The 16,836-nt window shown below is 66.1% G+C and carries 15 protein-coding genes; 10 read left to right on the forward strand and 5 right to left on the reverse strand.

Annotated elements, in window-relative coordinates:
• Positions 1–188: 188 nt before the first annotated feature.
• The 4 genes from AC07VI_RS28485 to AC07VI_RS28500 all read left to right on the forward strand — a co-directional run bounded on the left by AC07VI_RS28485 (position 189) and on the right by AC07VI_RS28500 (position 5,541).
• Positions 189–2,324: a TonB-dependent siderophore receptor gene (locus AC07VI_RS28485; protein ID WP_492996311.1), complete on the forward strand. Its 2,136-nt coding sequence runs from the start codon at positions 189–191 to the stop codon at positions 2,322–2,324.
• Positions 2,325–2,517: 193 nt separating this feature from the next.
• Complete coding sequence (locus AC07VI_RS28490; protein WP_086148241.1) at positions 2,518–2,916, forward strand: DUF2946 domain-containing protein; 399 nt, start codon at positions 2,518–2,520, stop codon at positions 2,914–2,916.
• 92 nt (positions 2,917–3,008) lie between these two features.
• Complete coding sequence (locus tag AC07VI_RS28495) at positions 3,009–5,096, forward strand: TonB-dependent receptor (RefSeq protein ID WP_492993909.1); 2,088 nt, start codon at positions 3,009–3,011, stop codon at positions 5,094–5,096.
• 223 nt (positions 5,097–5,319) lie between these two features.
• Positions 5,320–5,541 (forward strand): hypothetical protein, encoded by a 222-nt coding sequence (locus AC07VI_RS28500; protein ID WP_492993911.1) that lies wholly within the window; start codon positions 5,320–5,322, stop codon positions 5,539–5,541.
• A 92-nt stretch (positions 5,542–5,633) separates the two neighbouring features.
• Here AC07VI_RS28500 and AC07VI_RS28505 read toward each other — a convergent pair whose 3' ends face one another.
• A complete protein-coding gene (locus tag AC07VI_RS28505) occupies positions 5,634–5,816 on the reverse strand; it encodes a hypothetical protein (protein ID WP_143450718.1) in 183 nt (60 codons plus the stop codon).
• A gap of 421 nt (positions 5,817–6,237) precedes the next feature.
• Between AC07VI_RS28505 and AC07VI_RS28510 the strand changes: the two genes are divergently transcribed.
• The 4 genes from AC07VI_RS28510 to AC07VI_RS28525 all read left to right on the forward strand — a co-directional run bounded on the left by AC07VI_RS28510 (position 6,238) and on the right by AC07VI_RS28525 (position 9,861).
• Entirely contained in the window at positions 6,238–6,519 is a 282-nt protein-coding gene (locus AC07VI_RS28510) for a hypothetical protein (protein ID WP_086148238.1), read from the forward strand.
• A 228-nt stretch (positions 6,520–6,747) separates the two neighbouring features.
• The gene (gene dsdA / locus AC07VI_RS28515) at positions 6,748–8,067 is read left to right on the forward strand and encodes a D-serine ammonia-lyase (RefSeq protein ID WP_492993914.1); all 1,320 of its coding nucleotides are present in this window, start codon (positions 6,748–6,750) and stop codon (positions 8,065–8,067) included.
• Positions 8,068–8,087: 20 nt separating this feature from the next.
• Complete coding sequence (gene dsdC, locus AC07VI_RS28520; protein ID WP_494808833.1) at positions 8,088–9,002, forward strand: DNA-binding transcriptional regulator DsdC; 915 nt, start codon at positions 8,088–8,090, stop codon at positions 9,000–9,002.
• Between the two features lie 43 nt (positions 9,003–9,045).
• On the forward strand, positions 9,046–9,861 hold the full coding sequence (locus AC07VI_RS28525) for a ferritin-like domain-containing protein (protein WP_099375450.1): 816 nt from the start codon (positions 9,046–9,048) through the stop codon (positions 9,859–9,861).
• 6 nt (positions 9,862–9,867) lie between these two features.
• Here AC07VI_RS28525 and AC07VI_RS28530 read toward each other — a convergent pair whose 3' ends face one another.
• Positions 9,868–13,248, reverse strand: a complete 3,381-nt coding sequence (locus tag AC07VI_RS28530; protein WP_492993916.1) for a hypothetical protein — start codon at positions 13,246–13,248, stop codon at positions 9,868–9,870.
• Between the two features lie 257 nt (positions 13,249–13,505).
• Here AC07VI_RS28530 and AC07VI_RS28535 point away from each other — a divergent pair, with 257 nt between their 5' ends.
• The gene (locus AC07VI_RS28535; RefSeq protein WP_099420663.1) at positions 13,506–13,736 is read left to right on the forward strand and encodes a hypothetical protein; all 231 of its coding nucleotides are present in this window, start codon (positions 13,506–13,508) and stop codon (positions 13,734–13,736) included.
• On the opposite strand, the gene AC07VI_RS28540 is transcribed toward AC07VI_RS28535, so the two are convergent.
• Positions 13,690–14,787, reverse strand: coding sequence for a DNA topoisomerase IB (locus tag AC07VI_RS28540; RefSeq protein WP_492993918.1), 1,098 nt, complete (start codon positions 14,785–14,787; stop codon positions 13,690–13,692). The two genes, AC07VI_RS28535 and AC07VI_RS28540, sit on opposite strands and share 47 nt — an antisense overlap.
• A gap of 102 nt (positions 14,788–14,889) precedes the next feature.
• Here AC07VI_RS28540 and AC07VI_RS28545 point away from each other — a divergent pair, with 102 nt between their 5' ends.
• A complete protein-coding gene (locus AC07VI_RS28545) occupies positions 14,890–15,273 on the forward strand; it encodes a YkvA family protein (protein WP_086148342.1) in 384 nt (127 codons plus the stop codon).
• Here AC07VI_RS28545 and AC07VI_RS28550 read toward each other — a convergent pair.
• Positions 15,270–15,440 (reverse strand): hypothetical protein, encoded by a 171-nt coding sequence (locus AC07VI_RS28550; protein WP_172404909.1) that lies wholly within the window; start codon positions 15,438–15,440, stop codon positions 15,270–15,272. The two genes, AC07VI_RS28545 and AC07VI_RS28550, sit on opposite strands and share 4 nt — an antisense overlap.
• A gap of 94 nt (positions 15,441–15,534) precedes the next feature.
• Positions 15,535–16,749, reverse strand: coding sequence for a serine hydrolase domain-containing protein (locus AC07VI_RS28555; RefSeq protein WP_492993921.1), 1,215 nt, complete (start codon positions 16,747–16,749; stop codon positions 15,535–15,537).
• Positions 16,750–16,836 lie beyond the last annotated feature (87 nt).

Below are 16,836 nucleotides of genomic sequence, written 5' to 3' on the forward strand. Positions count from 1 at the left end.
CGGCCTCGTCTGCAAAATTCAAACGTGTTCAAGTGACAACAGGCGCCTTAAGCACCTGTTTATCCCGTGAAACTCCTACAATCTCACGGATTGTCATTCATTCATTGCGAATGATTCTCGTTACGGATATCATGCCGCGTAACCCGAAGTTTCCCTTTGTCATCGTTTCTGTCGAAAGTCCCGTCTTTATGCGCGTCGTTTTTCCTTCCTTGCAACTACTTCCAGTGGCCGCCGCCTTGTCGCTGGCCTTCGCTTCCCACGCGGCCAAGGCCGCCAGCGGCCAGGACGACCTGACGGCCGGCGATGAGAAAGTCATGCAAGCCGTGCGAGTGACGGGCGCGCGGGCACAAGGCCTGGTGCCCGTGACCACGGAGGCGGGCAGCTTTCGCGGCGCCAACATCATGGACGTGCCGTCGACCGTCAACGTGATCACGCGCGCATTGCTGGAACAGCAAGCCGTGTCCGGCCTGTACGACGCCGTGCGCAACACGGCCGGCGTGACGCGCCAGCAAAACGGCGGCGAAACGTGGGATCAGCTGGTGATACGCGGCATCGCCGTGGAAAACCGCACGAATTACCGCCTCAACGGCTCCATGCCCATCATGAACTTCTCGCAAGTGCCCATGGAAAACAAGGAGCGCGTGGAAGTGCTGAAGGGCGCCTCGGCCCTGTACTACGGCTTTACGTCGCCGGCCGGCGTCGTCAATTTTGTTACCAAGCGGGCCGGCGGCACGCCCGTCACCAGCATGGGACTGAGCCTCGACGACCGTGGCAGTGCCGTGGCGAATGTCGACGTGGGCCGCCGCTTCGGCGCGCAGCAGGAATTCGGCGTGCGCGTGAACGCCGCCGGCGGCGCCCTGGGTTCCTGGCTGAACAATGTCGGCAACGGCAACCGCCGCTTCCTGTCCGCCGCGCTGGACTGGCGCGCGACAAATAAACTGCTGCTGAAGGCGGACCTCGAATACGACCGCCGCAAAGTGACGGAGCAGGCGGGCGTGGCCTTGCCGGCCGCCGTGAAAGGCGTGATCAGCCTGCCGCGCGCCGTCGATCCGCGCCAGCTGATCGGCCCTGACTGGTCGCATTTCGAGGCGCAGACGAAAAACGCGCAATTGCGCGCCGACTACGCCATCACGGATGGCTGGGCCCTGACGGTGGAGGCGGGCCACTCGGAAACGGCGCGCGACCGCCGCCTGGCCATCTTTCGCCTGAACAACACGGCCGCGCTGGCCACGGGCGCGGGCCGCATCACGGGCAATATCCAGCACAGCGTGACGGCGTCGGACTTGCTGCGCGCGGAACTGGCCGGCAATTTCAATACGGGTTTGATTGCCCACGAGCTGACCCTGGGCGCCTCGCGCACGGACAAGTCGCAAGATCCTGTCTACCAGAGCAATTACACGATCGCGTCGCAAAACCTGTACAGCCCCGTCCCCGTGACGAATGTCGTGTTCGGCCCCAGGCCGACGGCGCCCACGACGGCCGCGCTGGAGACGCGCGACACGGGCTTGTACGCGCTCGACCGCATGGTCTTCAGCCCGCAATGGCAAAGCGTCATCGGCGTGCGCCGCAGCAGTTATCAGAGCGACCAGGGCGCCAGCCATTACGACGTCAGCAAGACGACGCCGATGGCCTCGCTGATCTACAAGGCCACGCCCCAGCTGTCGTTGTACGCGTCGACGGCGCGGGGACTGGAAGAGGGCGAAACGGGCCCGACGGGCACCGTCAACCAGGGCGTCAAGATGGCGCCCGGCGTCAGCAAACAGAAGGAACTGGGCGCGCGCTGGCTGGCGCCGGGCGGCACCTTGCTGTCGGCCGCGCTGTTCGACATCACGCGCCCCGGCTACTACACGAATGCCAGCAATATATTTACGTCGGACGGCGAACAGCGCTACCGCGGCCTGGAAATCTCGACGCAGGGCAAGCTGACGCGCCAGCTGTCGTGGCAGACGTCGGCCCAGCTGCTCGACCCCAGGTTCGCCAACATCAACGCCGATTACAACGGCAAGGCGCCCGAAAACGCGTCGAAACGCACGGCCAGCGCCTTTCTCGCCTACGCGTTCGACGCCGTGCCTGGCCTGTCCGTCAACGGCGGCGCATATTACTACAGCGCCCGTCCCGTCAACGACCTGAACCAGGCCTTCCTCGGCGGCGTGAGCCTGTTCAGCGCGGGCGCCCGCTATGCGAGCCGCGTGCTGGACAAGGCCGTCGTGTGGCAACTGAACGTGGAAAATCTTGCCGACAAGCGCTACTGGGCCGGTGCCGGCACGCGGCTGGCCTCGGGCGCGCCGCGCGCTGTCAAGTTGTCGATGAAGGTGGATTTGTAAGAACGCCTATCAAAACCTACTGCGCGTCGTGATCTGCGGCCTGCGATGCTCACTGCCTCGGCGGCCCCGTGCCAAGCACAGTTCCGCTTCTCAGCCACAGCTCCCTTCCGCTCGCTACGGTTTTGTTAGGCGTTGTAAGCAAGGCTTGACCTGCGCCCTGTGCGCAGGGGCCTTGCCCTGATACAATATTGCCATGTTCATCAGCAAAGGCAAGGCCGGCATCGTCCTGTGGATCGCGTGTATCGCCATCTTCCTGGCCACGCTCGCCCCTACGGTGTCGCGCGCGCTGACGGTCGCCAGCGGCCTGGCCGTGCCCAGCCTGGAAATCTGCTCGGTGGCGGGCGGCATGCAAGCCGTGCCCGCCCGCTACGATGCGCAAGAGCCTTCCGCGCCCGAAAAACCGGGCATGCGCATGGGCGACTGCCCCTGCTGCAGCATGCATGCGGACACCTTGTCGATTCCGCCCACCTCCCTCGTGCTCGCGTCAGGCGAGCTCATCACGGGCTTGCTGCCCGTGCTGTTCTACCAGTCCGCCACGCCCCTGTTCGCCTGGACGCCCGTCCAGCCCCGCGGTCCGCCCGCCGCTTTCTGACCTGTCCCTTTCCTGAACTGCCTGGCGCCGCGCGGCAATGTGCTGCGCTTGCGGCTGTTCGTCTTACCTATACAGAATCTGAAAGCAGCACCATGAAACATTTACCGTTCTTGATTTCCCTCGCCATCGCCATGCCCGCCGTGGCGCAATCCCGCAGTGAGGCAGACAGCACCATTTTGCCGGAAATGAAAGTCATCGTCACGGCCATAGGCGACGGCTACCGTCCGGCCGCCGACACGGCGCAGATGCTCAGCGGCACGCCCGGCTACAGCGTGGCGGCCGGCGGCGGCGTGTCCGGCTTGCCTGTCGTCAATGGTTTTGCCGATGACCGCCTCAAGATTCGCATCGACGGCATGGAATTGACGTCCGCCTGCGCCAATCATATGAATGCGCCGCTGTCCTACATTGATCCGCAACAAGTGCAGCGCATCCGCCTGATCGCGGGCGTGACCCCCGTCAGCGTGGGCGGCGACAGCATAGGCGGCACCATCGAGGTGCAGTCGAACGCGCCCGTCTTCGCCCGGCCGGGCGCGGGCCTGCTCACGCAAGGCAGCTTTGCCGTGTCGGGGCGCAGCGTCAACAACAGCGTGGCGACCAGCGTGAACGCCTCGGCCGCCAGCGACAGCCTGAGCATCGGCTACAGCGGCGCCACCACGCGCGGCCACAGCTATGAAGATGGCCACGGCAACAAGGTGCTGGGCAGCATGTACGAAAGCATCAACCAGGCCATCGTGCTGGCGGCGAAGGGCGATGGCCAGCAGCTGACCCTGCGCGCCGGCGTGCAGCACATCCCGTACCAGGGTTTCCCCAACCAGTACATGGACATGACGGACAACCATGGCCGGTTTGCCAACCTGGCCTACCAGGGCACATTTGCCTGGGGCGTGCTGGACGCGCGCGCATACTGGCAGCAGACGGACCACGAGATGGGCTTCTTCTCGCCCGAGCGCAAGGGCTCGATGCCGATGATCACGCACGGGCGCAACACGGGCTACGCGCTGATGGCCAGCGTGCCGACGGCGGCGGGCGAGTTGCGCCTGGGCCAGGAATGGCACGGTTTCCGCCTCGACGACTACTGGCCGGCCGTGCCCGGTTCCATGATGATGGGGCCGCGCACCTACCTGAACATCAATGACGGCAAGCGCGACCGCACCGTGCTGTTCGGCGAACTGGAAACGCGCCACGATGGTCGCTGGACGAGCGTGCTGGGCCTGCGCGGCGAATCCGTGCGCATGGAGTCGGGCGACGTGCAATCGTACGGCACCAATATGATGAACATGCCGGACCTGATGGCCGCCAGGGCCTTCAATGCGCGCAGCCGCAGCCAGCGCGACACGAATATCGATGCCACGGCGCAAGCGACGTTTGCGCCGGACGCCGCCAGCAGCTATGCATTCGCACTGGCGCGCAAGGTGCGCTCGCCGAATCTGTACGAGCGCTACTCGTGGGGCCGCGGCTCGATGGCCATGACCATGACCAACTGGTTTGGCGACGGCAACGGCTATGTGGGCGATATCGACCTGAAACCCGAGACGGCTTACACGGCCGCGTTCACGGCCGACTGGCATGGCGGCGGCGAAGACGGCTGGTTCCTGCGCGTTAATCCCTATTACAGCAAGGTCGACAATTACATCGACGTCGACGTGCTGGCATCTTTTCATCCGTACATGAAAATGGGCGCGAACGGCAACTTGCTGCGCTTTGCCAACCACGACGCCAGATTGTACGGCGCCAACGTGGCGTGGCAGCTGCCTTTGGTGCGCAGCGCGCGCTGGGGGCGCTTCATGGTGACGGGCAATGCGGCCTACACGCGGGGCAAGCGCAGCGATGGCGGCGACCTGTACCGCATGATGCCGTTCAACGCCTTGCTGGCCGTCGAGCACAAGCTGGGCGCCTGGAGCAGCCGCATCGAAACGAAGATCGTGGCCCGCAAGGACAAGGTCGATGCGCGCCGTTTTGAGCCGGAAACAGGCGGCTATGCCCTCGTCAACCTGCGCAGCAGCGTGGCATTGAGCAAAATGGCCAGCCTGAGCGCCGGCGTGAGCAATCTGTTCAACCGCGCCTATGCAGACCCGCTGGGCGGCGTCTACCTGTCTGGCTTGAAAGCGAACGGCGGGGCGCTGCAAGCCTTGCCGGCCGAGGGCAGGTCGATTGATCTGGGGCTGCAGCTGAAGTTCTAAGACTGGCCATCAGCAAGGGCGCCTTTTGACGATGCGGGAAGCGGAAGGCGCCCGCTGGTATCGCGGCAGCAGCGAGCGCCATGTGCGTGACAATGTGTGCATGTTTCTTCCCAGTAATTTGTTATCCTGCATGCCGTCCTGTTTCCGGCCTGCCCGCACATATGCGCGATAGCGAGGCCGGTTGCCGTCGCCGGATGGCAGGCTGACTCATATAAAGGTGTACATGATCGCGTTTAAAGATTTTCGTTCGACCACCCCGGGCAGTCCGCTCTCTGACGGCATGGAACGGTCGCTGCTACTGGCCAATGAATGGCTGCTGAAAACGGGCGTTCGTCCCGTCAATATCGAAACCATCGCCGAATCCGGGGGCTGGATGGCCATCATCCGGGTAGAGCGGGGCTTACGGGTGTGGTATGAAGTGGCGGCTCCCCCTTTGAAGTCCTGAACTGTTCAAGCGGGCCATGTCAGCGTGCGCTCCCCACGCCGCCTTCCAGGGCATGCGGCGGGCGCCGGCCCGGGCAATCCGGCACAGGGCCGTCAATTGCCGCTCTTTTTTCGCCGCGTGCCCGTCAGCACGCGCAGCGCGGTGGCGATCGGCACCTTGTTCTTGGCCAGGTAGGCGGCGGCCGTCGCCGTATCGAGCATTTCCTGGAAGATAATGCCGACCTCGACCTTTTGGGCCGTCAAATCGTCCTGTCTTGCGCAGTCGGGGGTATCCATCGTAGCGGTAACTTTGTCGTTCTTGGAGCGCATTCTTGCCTCGGTAGAAAAGAGAAAAAATGTCTCTTGCCTTAAAGATAACTTATTTTTTCCTGTTGTGGAAACTTTTCTTTAACAAATAGTGCATTTAAGAATTAAATTCAGCTGTCGGCGGGGATCCGGGTTGGCGGTTCGGATATTGCTCAATGGAACTTCTCATTACAGGCCATGTTCTGCCCTTGGCCGATGAAAATTTCCTGCAGGAACCGAGGAGCAAGGTCCGCCGGGCCAACGGCGGCGACACGGCGTCCGCGGCCAGGAATTGCTGTTCTGACATACGCTGGAAATGCGGTCAATAATGTGGTCAATAATGTGGTCAATACTGGAATAGAGGAGAAGAGCATGAGCGAGCGTATGGCACGGGGATTTGCCGGTGTCTGCAATGCATAAGGAACCCGGCGATCTGCTGACAGGAGGTATCGCCATTGTCGCCATAGCCGGCCTTTCCGCTTGGGCGGCAGACATGCCGGCTCTGGTGCGTCTGGCATTGGCGGTCGGTATTGGCATGCTGGTGTTCTTTCTACTTGGCTTGCGGCGGGAAGGCGCGACCGTGCTGGTGATATTGTTGTTACCCTGCATCTTACTCAGCCACCTTTTGCCAAAGAAGTTGCGCAGGCAGTTGATGACATCGAGGCGCAAGGACGATGACGCGTCCCAGTCATAGATGGCCAGTGTCGGGCATTGATCTCTGAGGCCATCGACGCACAAGCGGAAGTCAGTGGGGCGGGCGCGTGCTGCGGGCGCACTGTCGCCATGCGCGGGCGTCGGCTTCGGGCGCGACCGCGATTTGCCGCCATACATGACCTCCCGTCATGCATTGCCTGATCAAGCATCCTTTGCCAGCGGCGCCCGGATGCGGTCTAATCATGGTTTGTTCCTACACGAGCTTGCCATGCTGCCCACTTCCGCCATCGCCGCGCTGCGCGAAAAATTTCCCCTGATTACAGAACTGATGGCCTTGCAGCCGCTGAGCTGGTTCAATCCCGCCATCGCGCCGGCGGCCGAGGCCTTGAAGGACGTGGGCTTGACGGCGGACGACGTGGCCGATGCCAGCGCGCGCCTGGCGCGCTTTGCGCCCTACCTGGCCAGGGCGTTTCCGGAAACGCAGGCCGGCGGCGGCGTCATCGAGTCGCCCGTCGTGCCGCTGCCCGCCATGCAGGCGGCGTTGGGCATGACGAGCGGTCAGCTATGGATCAAGCTGGACAGCCATCTGCCCATTTCCGGCTCGATCAAGGCGCGCGGCGGCATCTATGAAGTGCTGAAACATGCGGAAACGCTGGCGCTGGACGCCGGCTTGCTGCGGGAGGGCGACGATTACAGCCTGCTGGCCAGCGACGCCGTGCGGGCGTTTTTCGGCCAGCATGCGATCGCCGTCGGCTCCACGGGCAATCTGGGCTTGTCGATCGGCATCATGAGCGCGCGCCTGGGCTTTCGCGCCACCGTGCACATGTCGGCCGACGCGCGGCAATGGAAAAAGGATAAATTGCGCAGCCATGGCGTGACCGTCGTCGAGTACGCGACCGATTACAGCGTGGCCGTGGAAGAAGGGCGCAGGCAGGCGGAGGGCGACCCGACCTGCCACTTCGTCGACGATGAGAACTCGCACGATCTGTTTCTCGGCTACGCGGTGGCTGGCCGGCGCCTGAAGGCGCAGTTCGACGCATCCGGCGTTGCGGTCGATGCGCAGCATCCGCTGTTCGTCTACCTGCCGTGCGGCGTGGGCGGCGGTCCCGGCGGCGTGGCCTTCGGCCTGAAGCTGGCCTTTGGCGACCATGTCCACTGCGTGTTCGCCGAGCCGACGCATTCGCCGTGCATGCTGCTGGGCGTACACACGGGCTTGCACGAGGGCATCAGCGTGCAGGAGATCGGCATCGACAATGTCACGGCCGCCGACGGCCTGGCCGTGGGACGGCCGTCCGGCTTCGTCGGCCGGGCCATGCAGCGGCTGATCGACGGCTACGCCTCCGTCACGGATGAAGAACTGTACCGGCTGCTGGCGACGCTTGAGCAAACGCAAGGCTTGCGCCTGGAACCGTCGGCCGTGGCCGGTTTCGCGGCCATTCCCGCCGTGCTGGCGGCGCCGCAATACGCGCAGCACCTGGCAACGGCCACGCACCTGGTGTGGGGCACGGGCGGCAGCATGGTGCCGGCGCAGGAAATGGCGGCCTACGTGGCGCGCGGCCGCGCCTTGCTGGCGGCCGGAGCCGCGTGATGCCGCCCGGCGCGCAGAGCATGGCCACGCTTGGGGCCAGGCTGCCGGCCGGCCAGTTCGCCAACCTGCAGACGTTTCGCGTGGCGGCGCGCCACGCCAGCTTTGCGCTGGCCGCGCAGGAACTGGCGCTCACGCCCAGCGCCGTCAGCCACCGCATCGCGCGGCTGGAAAGCAGCCTGGGCTTGCGGCTGTTCCAGCGCCTGACGCGGCAAGTCAGACTGACGGCCGACGGCGAGCGCATCTTCGCCGCCCTGCAAATCGGCTGGGACAGCCTGCAGGCGGCGCTGGCCGGCGGCGATGCGCTGGCGGGCGGCATCACCGTGCATGCGCGCCCGTCCATCGCCCAGTGTTGGCTGGTGCCGCGCCTGGCAGGGTTCGCCGCGCAGTATCCGGACGTGTCGATCGACTTGCGCGTGGGCAATGAAAGCGTGGACTTTCGCGCCGGCCAGGTGGACCTGGCCCTGCATTACGGCGACGGCCACTTTCCCGGCCTGGCCGCGCGCAAGCTGATGGACGAATGGCTGGCGCCCGTGTGCAGTCAGCAATATGCGCGCGAGCACGGCCTGTTTGACGCGCCGCAACACTTTTCCGGCGCGACTGTGCTGCACGACACGCTGGCATGGCCCGCCTGCGCGCCCGACGCCGAGTGGCGGCTGTGGCTGGAAGGGCGGGCGCCCGGCGTGAACTTGCCTGCGCGCAGCCTGCGTTTCGACCGCGCCGACCTGTGCGCGCAGGCGGCCATCCACCACGCGGGCGTGGCCATGGGCCGGCGCCAGCTGGTGCAGCCGTGGATAGCCAGCGGCCAGCTGGTGCTGCCGTTCGGCGGTTTCGACTTGCCCAGCCCGCAGGCGTACTACCTCGTGCACAGCGGGCGCGCCGCGCTGCCGGCGCGCGTGCAGGCGCTGCTCGATTGGCTGGTGGGACAGGCAATTTGATACACTGCGCCCCTTGTTCAAGCACGCGCACGAAGGAAACACCATGCACGCAACATCCCCACTGACCTTCACCGCGCCGCAGGAATTGCGCACGTATGCGCTGGCTTGCCTGCTCGAACCGGACCCGGCCACCAAGGTGGCGATGGTGGCGGCCATGGCCGAGGCGCAACTTTCTCTCGATGCGCAGGCACCGCTGGCGCCATCGGGCGCCGTGCCGGGCCGGCCCGAGCGCCCGGAACTGGTGCCGCCGCGCCTGGTGGGACGGCGCTCGATGATCACGCCGGAAGGGCGCGCCATGCTGGTCCACGCGCTCGCGCATATCGAATTCAACGCCATGAACCTGGCGCTCGACGCCCTGTGGCGCTTCCCGGACTTGCCCCTTGAATACTACACGGACTGGCTGCGCGTGGCGAAGGAGGAAGCGACGCACTTTGCCATGCTGCAGGCGCACCTGCAGGTGCTGGGCCACGCGTATGGCGACTTCCCTGGCCACGACAGCCTGTGGGAAATGGTCGACAAGACGCGCGGCGACGTGCTGGCGCGCATGGCGCTGGTGCCGCGCACGCTGGAAGCGCGGGGCCTGGACGCCATTCCGCCGCTGCGCGCCAAGCTGGCGCAGGCGGGCGACATGGCCGCCGCCGCCATCCTGGACATCATCCTGCGCGACGAGGTGGGCCACGTCGAGATCGGCAACCGCTGGTACGGCTACCTGTGCGAGCAGCGGGGCCTGGAATTGCGCGCCACCTACGCCGACCTGGCCCTGCGCTACGAGGCGCCCACGCTGCGCGGCCCGTTCAACCTGGAGGCGCGGCGCCGGGCCGGCTTTTCGGAGCTGGAACTGGCCGACCTGCCGTCCTGACCCGGCTTACGGATGGGCCGTCAGGCTGATGTGCCAGTGGCTCAGGTGTCCCTTCTCGATCTGCACTTTCGGCGGCTTGAGCCAGGCGCCCGCGCCGGGAATCTTGTCGGCCGGACTGGCGGAAAAGCGCCCGTCGACGAGGGCCAGCTTGACGAAGCCGGGGCCGATATAGATGACGCGCGTGCCGCCCTGCGCCGCTTCCTGCGCCAGCATGGCCCGGTTCGCGGCGATCCACGCCTGCAGGGCGGCCAGTTTCGGCTTTTGCGCGGGATTGGCCGCCACTTCCGTCTGCGCGTCGAGGATCAGCTTGTGGATGGCGGCGCCGTTGCCCTGGCCGCCCAGCGCATCCGCGTAGCCGCCCGCGCCGTCCGCGTAGCGCAAGTCGATCTGCTGGCCGTCGCTGTGGCCGCTGTGGCCGAGGATGGAGCGGCCCGCCGCCGTCTGCGTCACATGCTGGCCGCTGATGTCGTCGAAGCGGTAAGCCTTGCCCGCCAGCCAGGCGATGGCCAGTCGCGTGGCCCAGGAATCGCCGCCGTCATCGCGCGTGCCGTAGCGGCGCGCCGCCAGCGCCGCCTCGTTGTTGGCCAGGTACAGGGGAATGTAGGCCGTGTCGCCCTTGAATTCCACGTGGCCCCCTTCTGCCGGGTCGGAACTGGCGTCGGCATTGTCGAAGCGGCCCTTCAGGCGCAGCGTGACGACGGCCTTCCTGTCGAGCTTGGCCCCAGCAAAGGCGGGCAGCACCAGGCCGGGAAATTTGACCTTGCCGGCGCTGTTGGTATTGGTCTGGGACAATAAATTCTGTGTGCTGAAGGCGGGATCGCCGCCGCCGGACGAGATGCCGATGTTTACTTCCGTAATCGTGGCAGCCGCCGGCGTGTAGTGCACTTCCAGCGGCAGGGTGTGGGTGGCCGTGGCGGCGCCTTGTGGCACGGAAATGTATGGTCCCCGCAGATTGCCCGTCAGCTTGATCGGCTGCAACACGGGGTGGGCGCTCTTGTTGGGCGAAAGGAATTTCGCCAGCGTCACCTTCAAGCCCTTGCAGGCCAAGCCCAGGCGCACCGTCGCCACCGTGGCCAGCGCGTTGTCGCCGATATTCGTCGCGCTGACGGCCCCGCCTACGGTCAGCGGCCCATCTTTGGTTTGCTTGCTGACATCGATGCATTCCGTCCGGACGACGCTGCCCTGCGTATAGTGCGTCTGGTTGACGGCGCCCGCGGCGGCCAGGTTGGCGCCGGGCAAACCGGTGACGGAATACGACCAGGTATCGTTGTACTTGCTTTGCGCCGTCGTGTAGTCGGGATATTCGGCCGTGCTGACGGTGATTTTCACGCCCAGGTTTTTCGTGCCCTTGGGGACCGTGTAGACGATGGGCGTGGTGATGGTCTGGTCTTGCGCGGCGGCCGTGGCCGTGAAAGCCTGGTCGCCCTCGTCATCCTGCGGCGTGGCGTCGGGCAGGGAGCGGGCAGGCGGCGCCGCGTGGCGCGCGGGCGGCCCGGCGCCATCCTGCGCGACCGTGCCCGCCACATAGCTGCGCGCCGGGGCGCGCCCGGCCAGGCCGGCCGCATACGGATACACGATGTCGACGCTGACGCTGGTGCTGCCGTCAAAGACGACGGCGCTGACGCTGACGACGTTCGGGTGGACCAGGTCGTTCAAGGTCAGCTGATACGTATCGGGCAGCACGCCGTCGAAATGGAAGGCGCCCGTAGCGTCGACCTCGGCCACCTGGCGCTGGTGGCTGTTGTAGCCGCTTAATAACATTTTCTTGCCGGCCAGGCCATTGGCGTTGCCGCCGTCCGGCGTGCGCAGCCGGCCTTGCAGCACGGCGCCCGCCTTGATGACGATCAAGGCATAGCTGGCCGTGAATTCACCGTCCCGCGAAACGAAATTGAGGTTCAGGTCGTAGCTGCCGTTGGGCAGGGACGCCAGCAGCTGCTGCATGGCCGTGGCGCTGATGGCAAAGCTGTTGGCGGCCGGCTGGAAGGTCCAGTAGGGCTTCAGGCTGATGGCCACGCCGTCGGCCGAGGAGAGCAGGCCGTCGCTGTCGTCCTGCAGCGCCAGCGGCGGCGCGCCATCGAGGCGGAACGCCAGCGCGCCCGCCTGCAGGCGGTTGTTCGCCCCCAGGCCCGTGATGGCCAGCGCGGGCGCCGTGGCGGGCAGATTGCCGTCGTCGTCCGCTTCCACGCGGGTTTCCACGGCCGTCGGCAGCTCCGTCTGGATCAGCAGGTCCACGGTGGTGACCTTGCCGTCCTTGCTGAGCAGAAACTGCGCATGCTGGTCGGCGCCCGTGTCGCCGGGCGTGGAAAAGCGCAGGCTGCCGCCCTGCAGCAGCACGTCCGTGACGGCGCCGCCGGCCTTGACGCTGTCGGCGCCGTCCGCCAGGCCCAGCTCGGCCAGCGAGAGCACGAGCACTTGCGCGGGCCGCACGGGATCGAGCGTGATGCTGGTGTCGGCGCTGAAGGCCCACGCCAGGCCCGCGCTCTGGAAGGCCACGCTGCGCTCGATGCGCACGGTGATGGTGTCGTCGGGAATGACGGTGGCGCCCGCGTCGATGCTGCCGGCCAGCACGTCGCCATCGATGATGGTGCTGCCTTCAGGCGCGCTGGCCAGCACGGCTTGCACGTTGCTGGCCGCTGCGCCGCTATTGTTGCGGATGTGCACGCGGTAGCTGTAGTCCCAGGCCGTGCGGCTGACGCGCTGCTCGGTCACTTTTTCCAGCAAGGTCACTTCGAAGTCGCCGGCGGCCTGGTCGGTGCTGCCGCTTGCCGCGGCGGCCAGCATGATCTTCGGCGCGGGCGGCTGCGTCGGATCGTCCGGCCCGCCGCAGGCGCACAGGGCGAGCGCCAGGCTCGCGGCCAGCGCGGCGCCCGCCAGTTGCCGGCGCCGCAGGCCGGCCAGGGCCAGTATGCCGGCCAGCAGCAGCCACGGCGTGGACGGCACGGCGACGGCGGCCGGCTGCGTGCTGCCCGAATCGAGTTCGATGAAGGAGACGGGGTCGAGGATGGTGAACGGCTGGGCGCCGGGGCTGCCTGCGCCCAGGTAGTCGAAAGTGACGGAAAATCCCGTGGCAGCGCCGCCGGGCGTGATGCCGCCCGCCAGCGCCAGCGCGTCCACGTAGCCGCTGGCGGGGATGGCGGGATCTGGCTGCACCAGCAGCACGTCCCAGCCCGGCGCCGTGGAAACGTTGCGCAGCCTGGCGTACTGGCCCACGCTGAAGAACAAGGTGAATTCCTCGATGGGGACGGCCAGGGAGGTATTGCTGACCGTGTAGTCGTAGCGCCACTGCGTGCCGCCCAGCGAACTGGCCGCGTAGCCGATGCTGGTGGCGTGCGCGGCGGACATTGCGCACAGCAGCAGCGCCAGCAGCGCGTGTTTGATAAAGCTCATGATCGTTCCCCCCAGACTGGCGCCAAGCGTACCCAGGCTGGAGGGCAAGCAGGAAGCGTTCCTGTCTAACTTATGCTGGTAAAACAAGGGCTTGGAGAGAGGAGGGGCGTTGGCTGTCAAGTTTTCCGACAGCGGCGCCCCAGGCTGAGTCTGTCGGCGCTGTCCTACCCGTTCTGCGGTCGCTGTCCGATTGTATGCTTGGTGGAAACACGCGATGATGATGTCAACGCAATAACAACCGACACACGGAGTCCGCGATGCACAAGCAAGCCAAGCCCAGCCAGTTGAACAAGCCGCTCCTGCTGATCTGCCTGTTTACCTTCGCGACCCTGGCGGCCACGCTGATGCATACGGGCGAGGCACGGCAGGCCGACGGCGCACCGGCGCCCGTGGCGCGCGATGCGGGCCATGGCGCCTTGCCCGTCTGCAGCACCGACGCCCTCACGCTGTCGGCCCATTGCCAGCCCCAGCCGGGGCGCCAGGCTTGACCGCACTCTGCAGCCGCTGCTGCAGCAAGGCCAGCACGGCCGCTTCCTCCGGCGCCAGCGCGGGCAGCTCTTCGCGTAACTGCTGCTGCGCCCGCGCGCGCATGCCTTCCAGCAAACTGCCCTCCAGATACGATTCCAGCACGGCCGGGTGTACATAGCATTTGCGGCAGATGGTCGGCGTGTTGCCCAGTCTTTTCGCTACCGATTCGATCGCCTGCACGATGTTCTTCTTCGCCTGCGCCTGGGAATCGACCTGCTCGAACGCCTGCAGGGCCAGGGCGGCCAGCAGGGTGCCGGACCAGGTGCGGAAGTCCTTGGCCGTGTAGTCTTCGCCCGTCACCTGGCGCAGGTAGTCGTTGACGTCGCCCGAGTCGACGCCGTGGCGCTCGCCCGCCTCATCGACATACTGAAACAGTTCCTGGCCCGGCAGCTCGCGCATGCGCGCAAGCACCCTGGCCAGCTTGCGGTCGCTGAGGCGGATGTCGTGGCGCACGCCGCTCTTGCCCTTGAAGTGGAATTGCACGGCGCTGCCGTCGACCTGCACATGGCGCGTGCGCAAGGTGCTCAGGCCGAACGACTTGTTCGCGCGCGCATATTCTTCGTTGCCGATGCGCATCATCGTCAACTCCAGCAGGTGCACGATGGTGGCCAGCACCTTTTCACGGGGCAAGCCGGGCAGCTGCATGCCGCGCGCGACGGCGGCGCGGATGGCGGGCAGGGCGCGGCCAAAGCTGAGCATGCGCTCGTACTTGACGTCGTCGCGCACCTGGCGCCAGCGGGCATGGTAGCGGTATTGCTTGCGGCCCCGCGCGTCGCGGCCCGTCGCCTGCAGGTGACCGTTGGCGCGCGGACAGATCCACACGTCCGTCCAGGCCGGCGGTATGGCCAGGGCGCGGATGCGCTCCAGGGTGGCGTCGTCGCGCACGGGCTGGCCGTCCGCATCGGCATAGCGGAACTTGCCCGGCGTTCCTGATCGGGCGATGCCGCCCTGGTGGTCGCCCGTGTAGCGCAGGCCGGCCGCGCGGGCCGTGGTGGTGGCGGAGATATCCATGCTTTCCTATAAAGAGCGCGTTGCCGGGGCGCCGCGCGCCTGGCGCGCCGTTATGCTAAGGTGCGCATTCGTAACGCCGTGCGCGGCAGACAGGAGCAGCAGATGTTTGGCAGAAAAAAGAATCTGGAAGAAGACCACGCCCCCCAGGCCGGCAAACAGTATGAAAAAAAGTACACGGAAGACAGCTTCTGGGACAAGGTGGTCAGGTTCGCCAGGACGGCGGGACGCGAAGTCATCGAGAAAGCCCTGTGGCTGTACTACGCGGCCCAGCAGCCGGACACGCCGCTGTGGGCCAGGACGGCCATCTATGGCGCGCTCGGCTACTTCATTTCGCCCATTGACGCGATCCCCGACATCACGCCCGTCGTCGGCTATGCGGACGACCTGGCCGTGCTGGCCGCGGCCGTGGCAACGGTGGCCACCTACATCACGGCCGAGGTCAAGGAACGCGCGGCCGAGAAGCTGCGCGGCTGGTTCGGCGCCTAGCCGGCGGGAGCGGGCTGGCCCGGCCGGCCCTTGACGGCGTTGCGGTACTTGTCCCTGGCCGCGGCCAGCTTCACCGCCTCGCTGGCGATGTTCTGCGCCCTGATGCGGGCTTTTTCACTCTTGCTGCGCTGCTGCGCCACGTCCTTGTTGCCGATGCGCTTGGTCATGCTGGTCTCCTCAAGGGTCGTCAAATCGTCAAAGCCGACCAGCACAGCATACGTTTCTGCCCGCGCGCCACCGTGCGCCCGCACACACAAGCGGCTACCTGGCCGCCGCCAGTTTCGTCACTTTCGCCAGTTTCGCCGGTGCGCCGCTGCCGCCGTGCGCCAGCAGGCGCCGCACGACTTCTTTCTGAAAAGTACGAAATTCCTTGTCGGCGCTGACGTTGGCGAAGGCCAGCACGGCCGTCTTGCTGGCCCGGTCCACGCAGACGATGGAGGCGGCGCCCGGATCGTTGCCGCTCATCGTGGCCAGCGGCGTGCCGTCGACGTCGCGCATGATCCACATCAAGGCCTGGCGGGCGGCCAGTTCGGCCGGCGGCAGGCTGGCCTCCTGGGGCGCGAAAAATAGTTGTAATGTGGAATCCTGCAGGTAGCGGTGGCCATCGACCCGTCCGCCATTGCTGAAAATGGCCAGGAAACGGGCGAAGTCATGCGCGGAACTGCGCAGCAGGCCGGCCGGCCAGTCCGGGTAGCCGACGGGCGGCAGCGCCTGCACGCCCGCTTCCCCGTGCGCATACGGCTGGGCCACGACGGCGCGCCGGGGCAAGCCGGCCAGGCTCCAGGCCGTGTTGTCCATGCCCAGCGGGTCAAACAGCTGCTCCTGCGTGAGCACGTCGAGGCTGTCCGGATTCAAGCGTCCCACGAGGTAGCCGAGCAGGGCCACGCCGACATTGCTGTAGCGCCATTCCGTGCCGGGGCGGCCGGCGAACGACAGCTCCGCGTCATACCAGGCGCCGCCGCGCGACAGATAGCCCTTGACGAAGTCGCGCAGGGGCAATCGCGGGTCGCCCTGCACGGCAAACGCCGTTGTCTTGTCGTACACGGCGTCGGAAATGCCCGAGGTGTGGCTGAGCAGATGGCGGAAGGTGATGGGCACGTCGGGAAACTTCGGGTGCATGAGCGGGAAGTCCAGATAGGCCGCCACCTTGTCGTCGAGCTGGAAGGCGCCCTGTTCCAGCAGCAGCATGGCGGCCGCGGCCGTGACGAGCTTGCTGACGGAGGCGGTGTGGAAGGCCGTGTTGGCGTCGGCCTTCCTGCCCGCGCCGATGTCGGCCCAGCCATAGCCGCGCGCGAACAGCGTTTGCTCGCCGCGCACGACGGCCACGCCCATGCCCGGCGTTTCCGTGCGCGCCAGGCCATCGTGCATGAAGGCGTCGAATTCCCGTTCCCATGCCTGCCTGGCCGGATCGATGGCGCAGCCCGTTTGCAGCAGGGCCAGCGATACGCCCAGTCCCAGCACACTTCTTCGTTTCATTGCTTCTCTCTTTGCCGTTTTTAATTATCTTAACAATATTTCCCGCTTTGCCACGGCTAATTGAGAAAACATTGCTGTACAGCAATG

It is taken from the genome of Janthinobacterium sp. GW821-FHT03A03 (assembly GCF_059421435.1).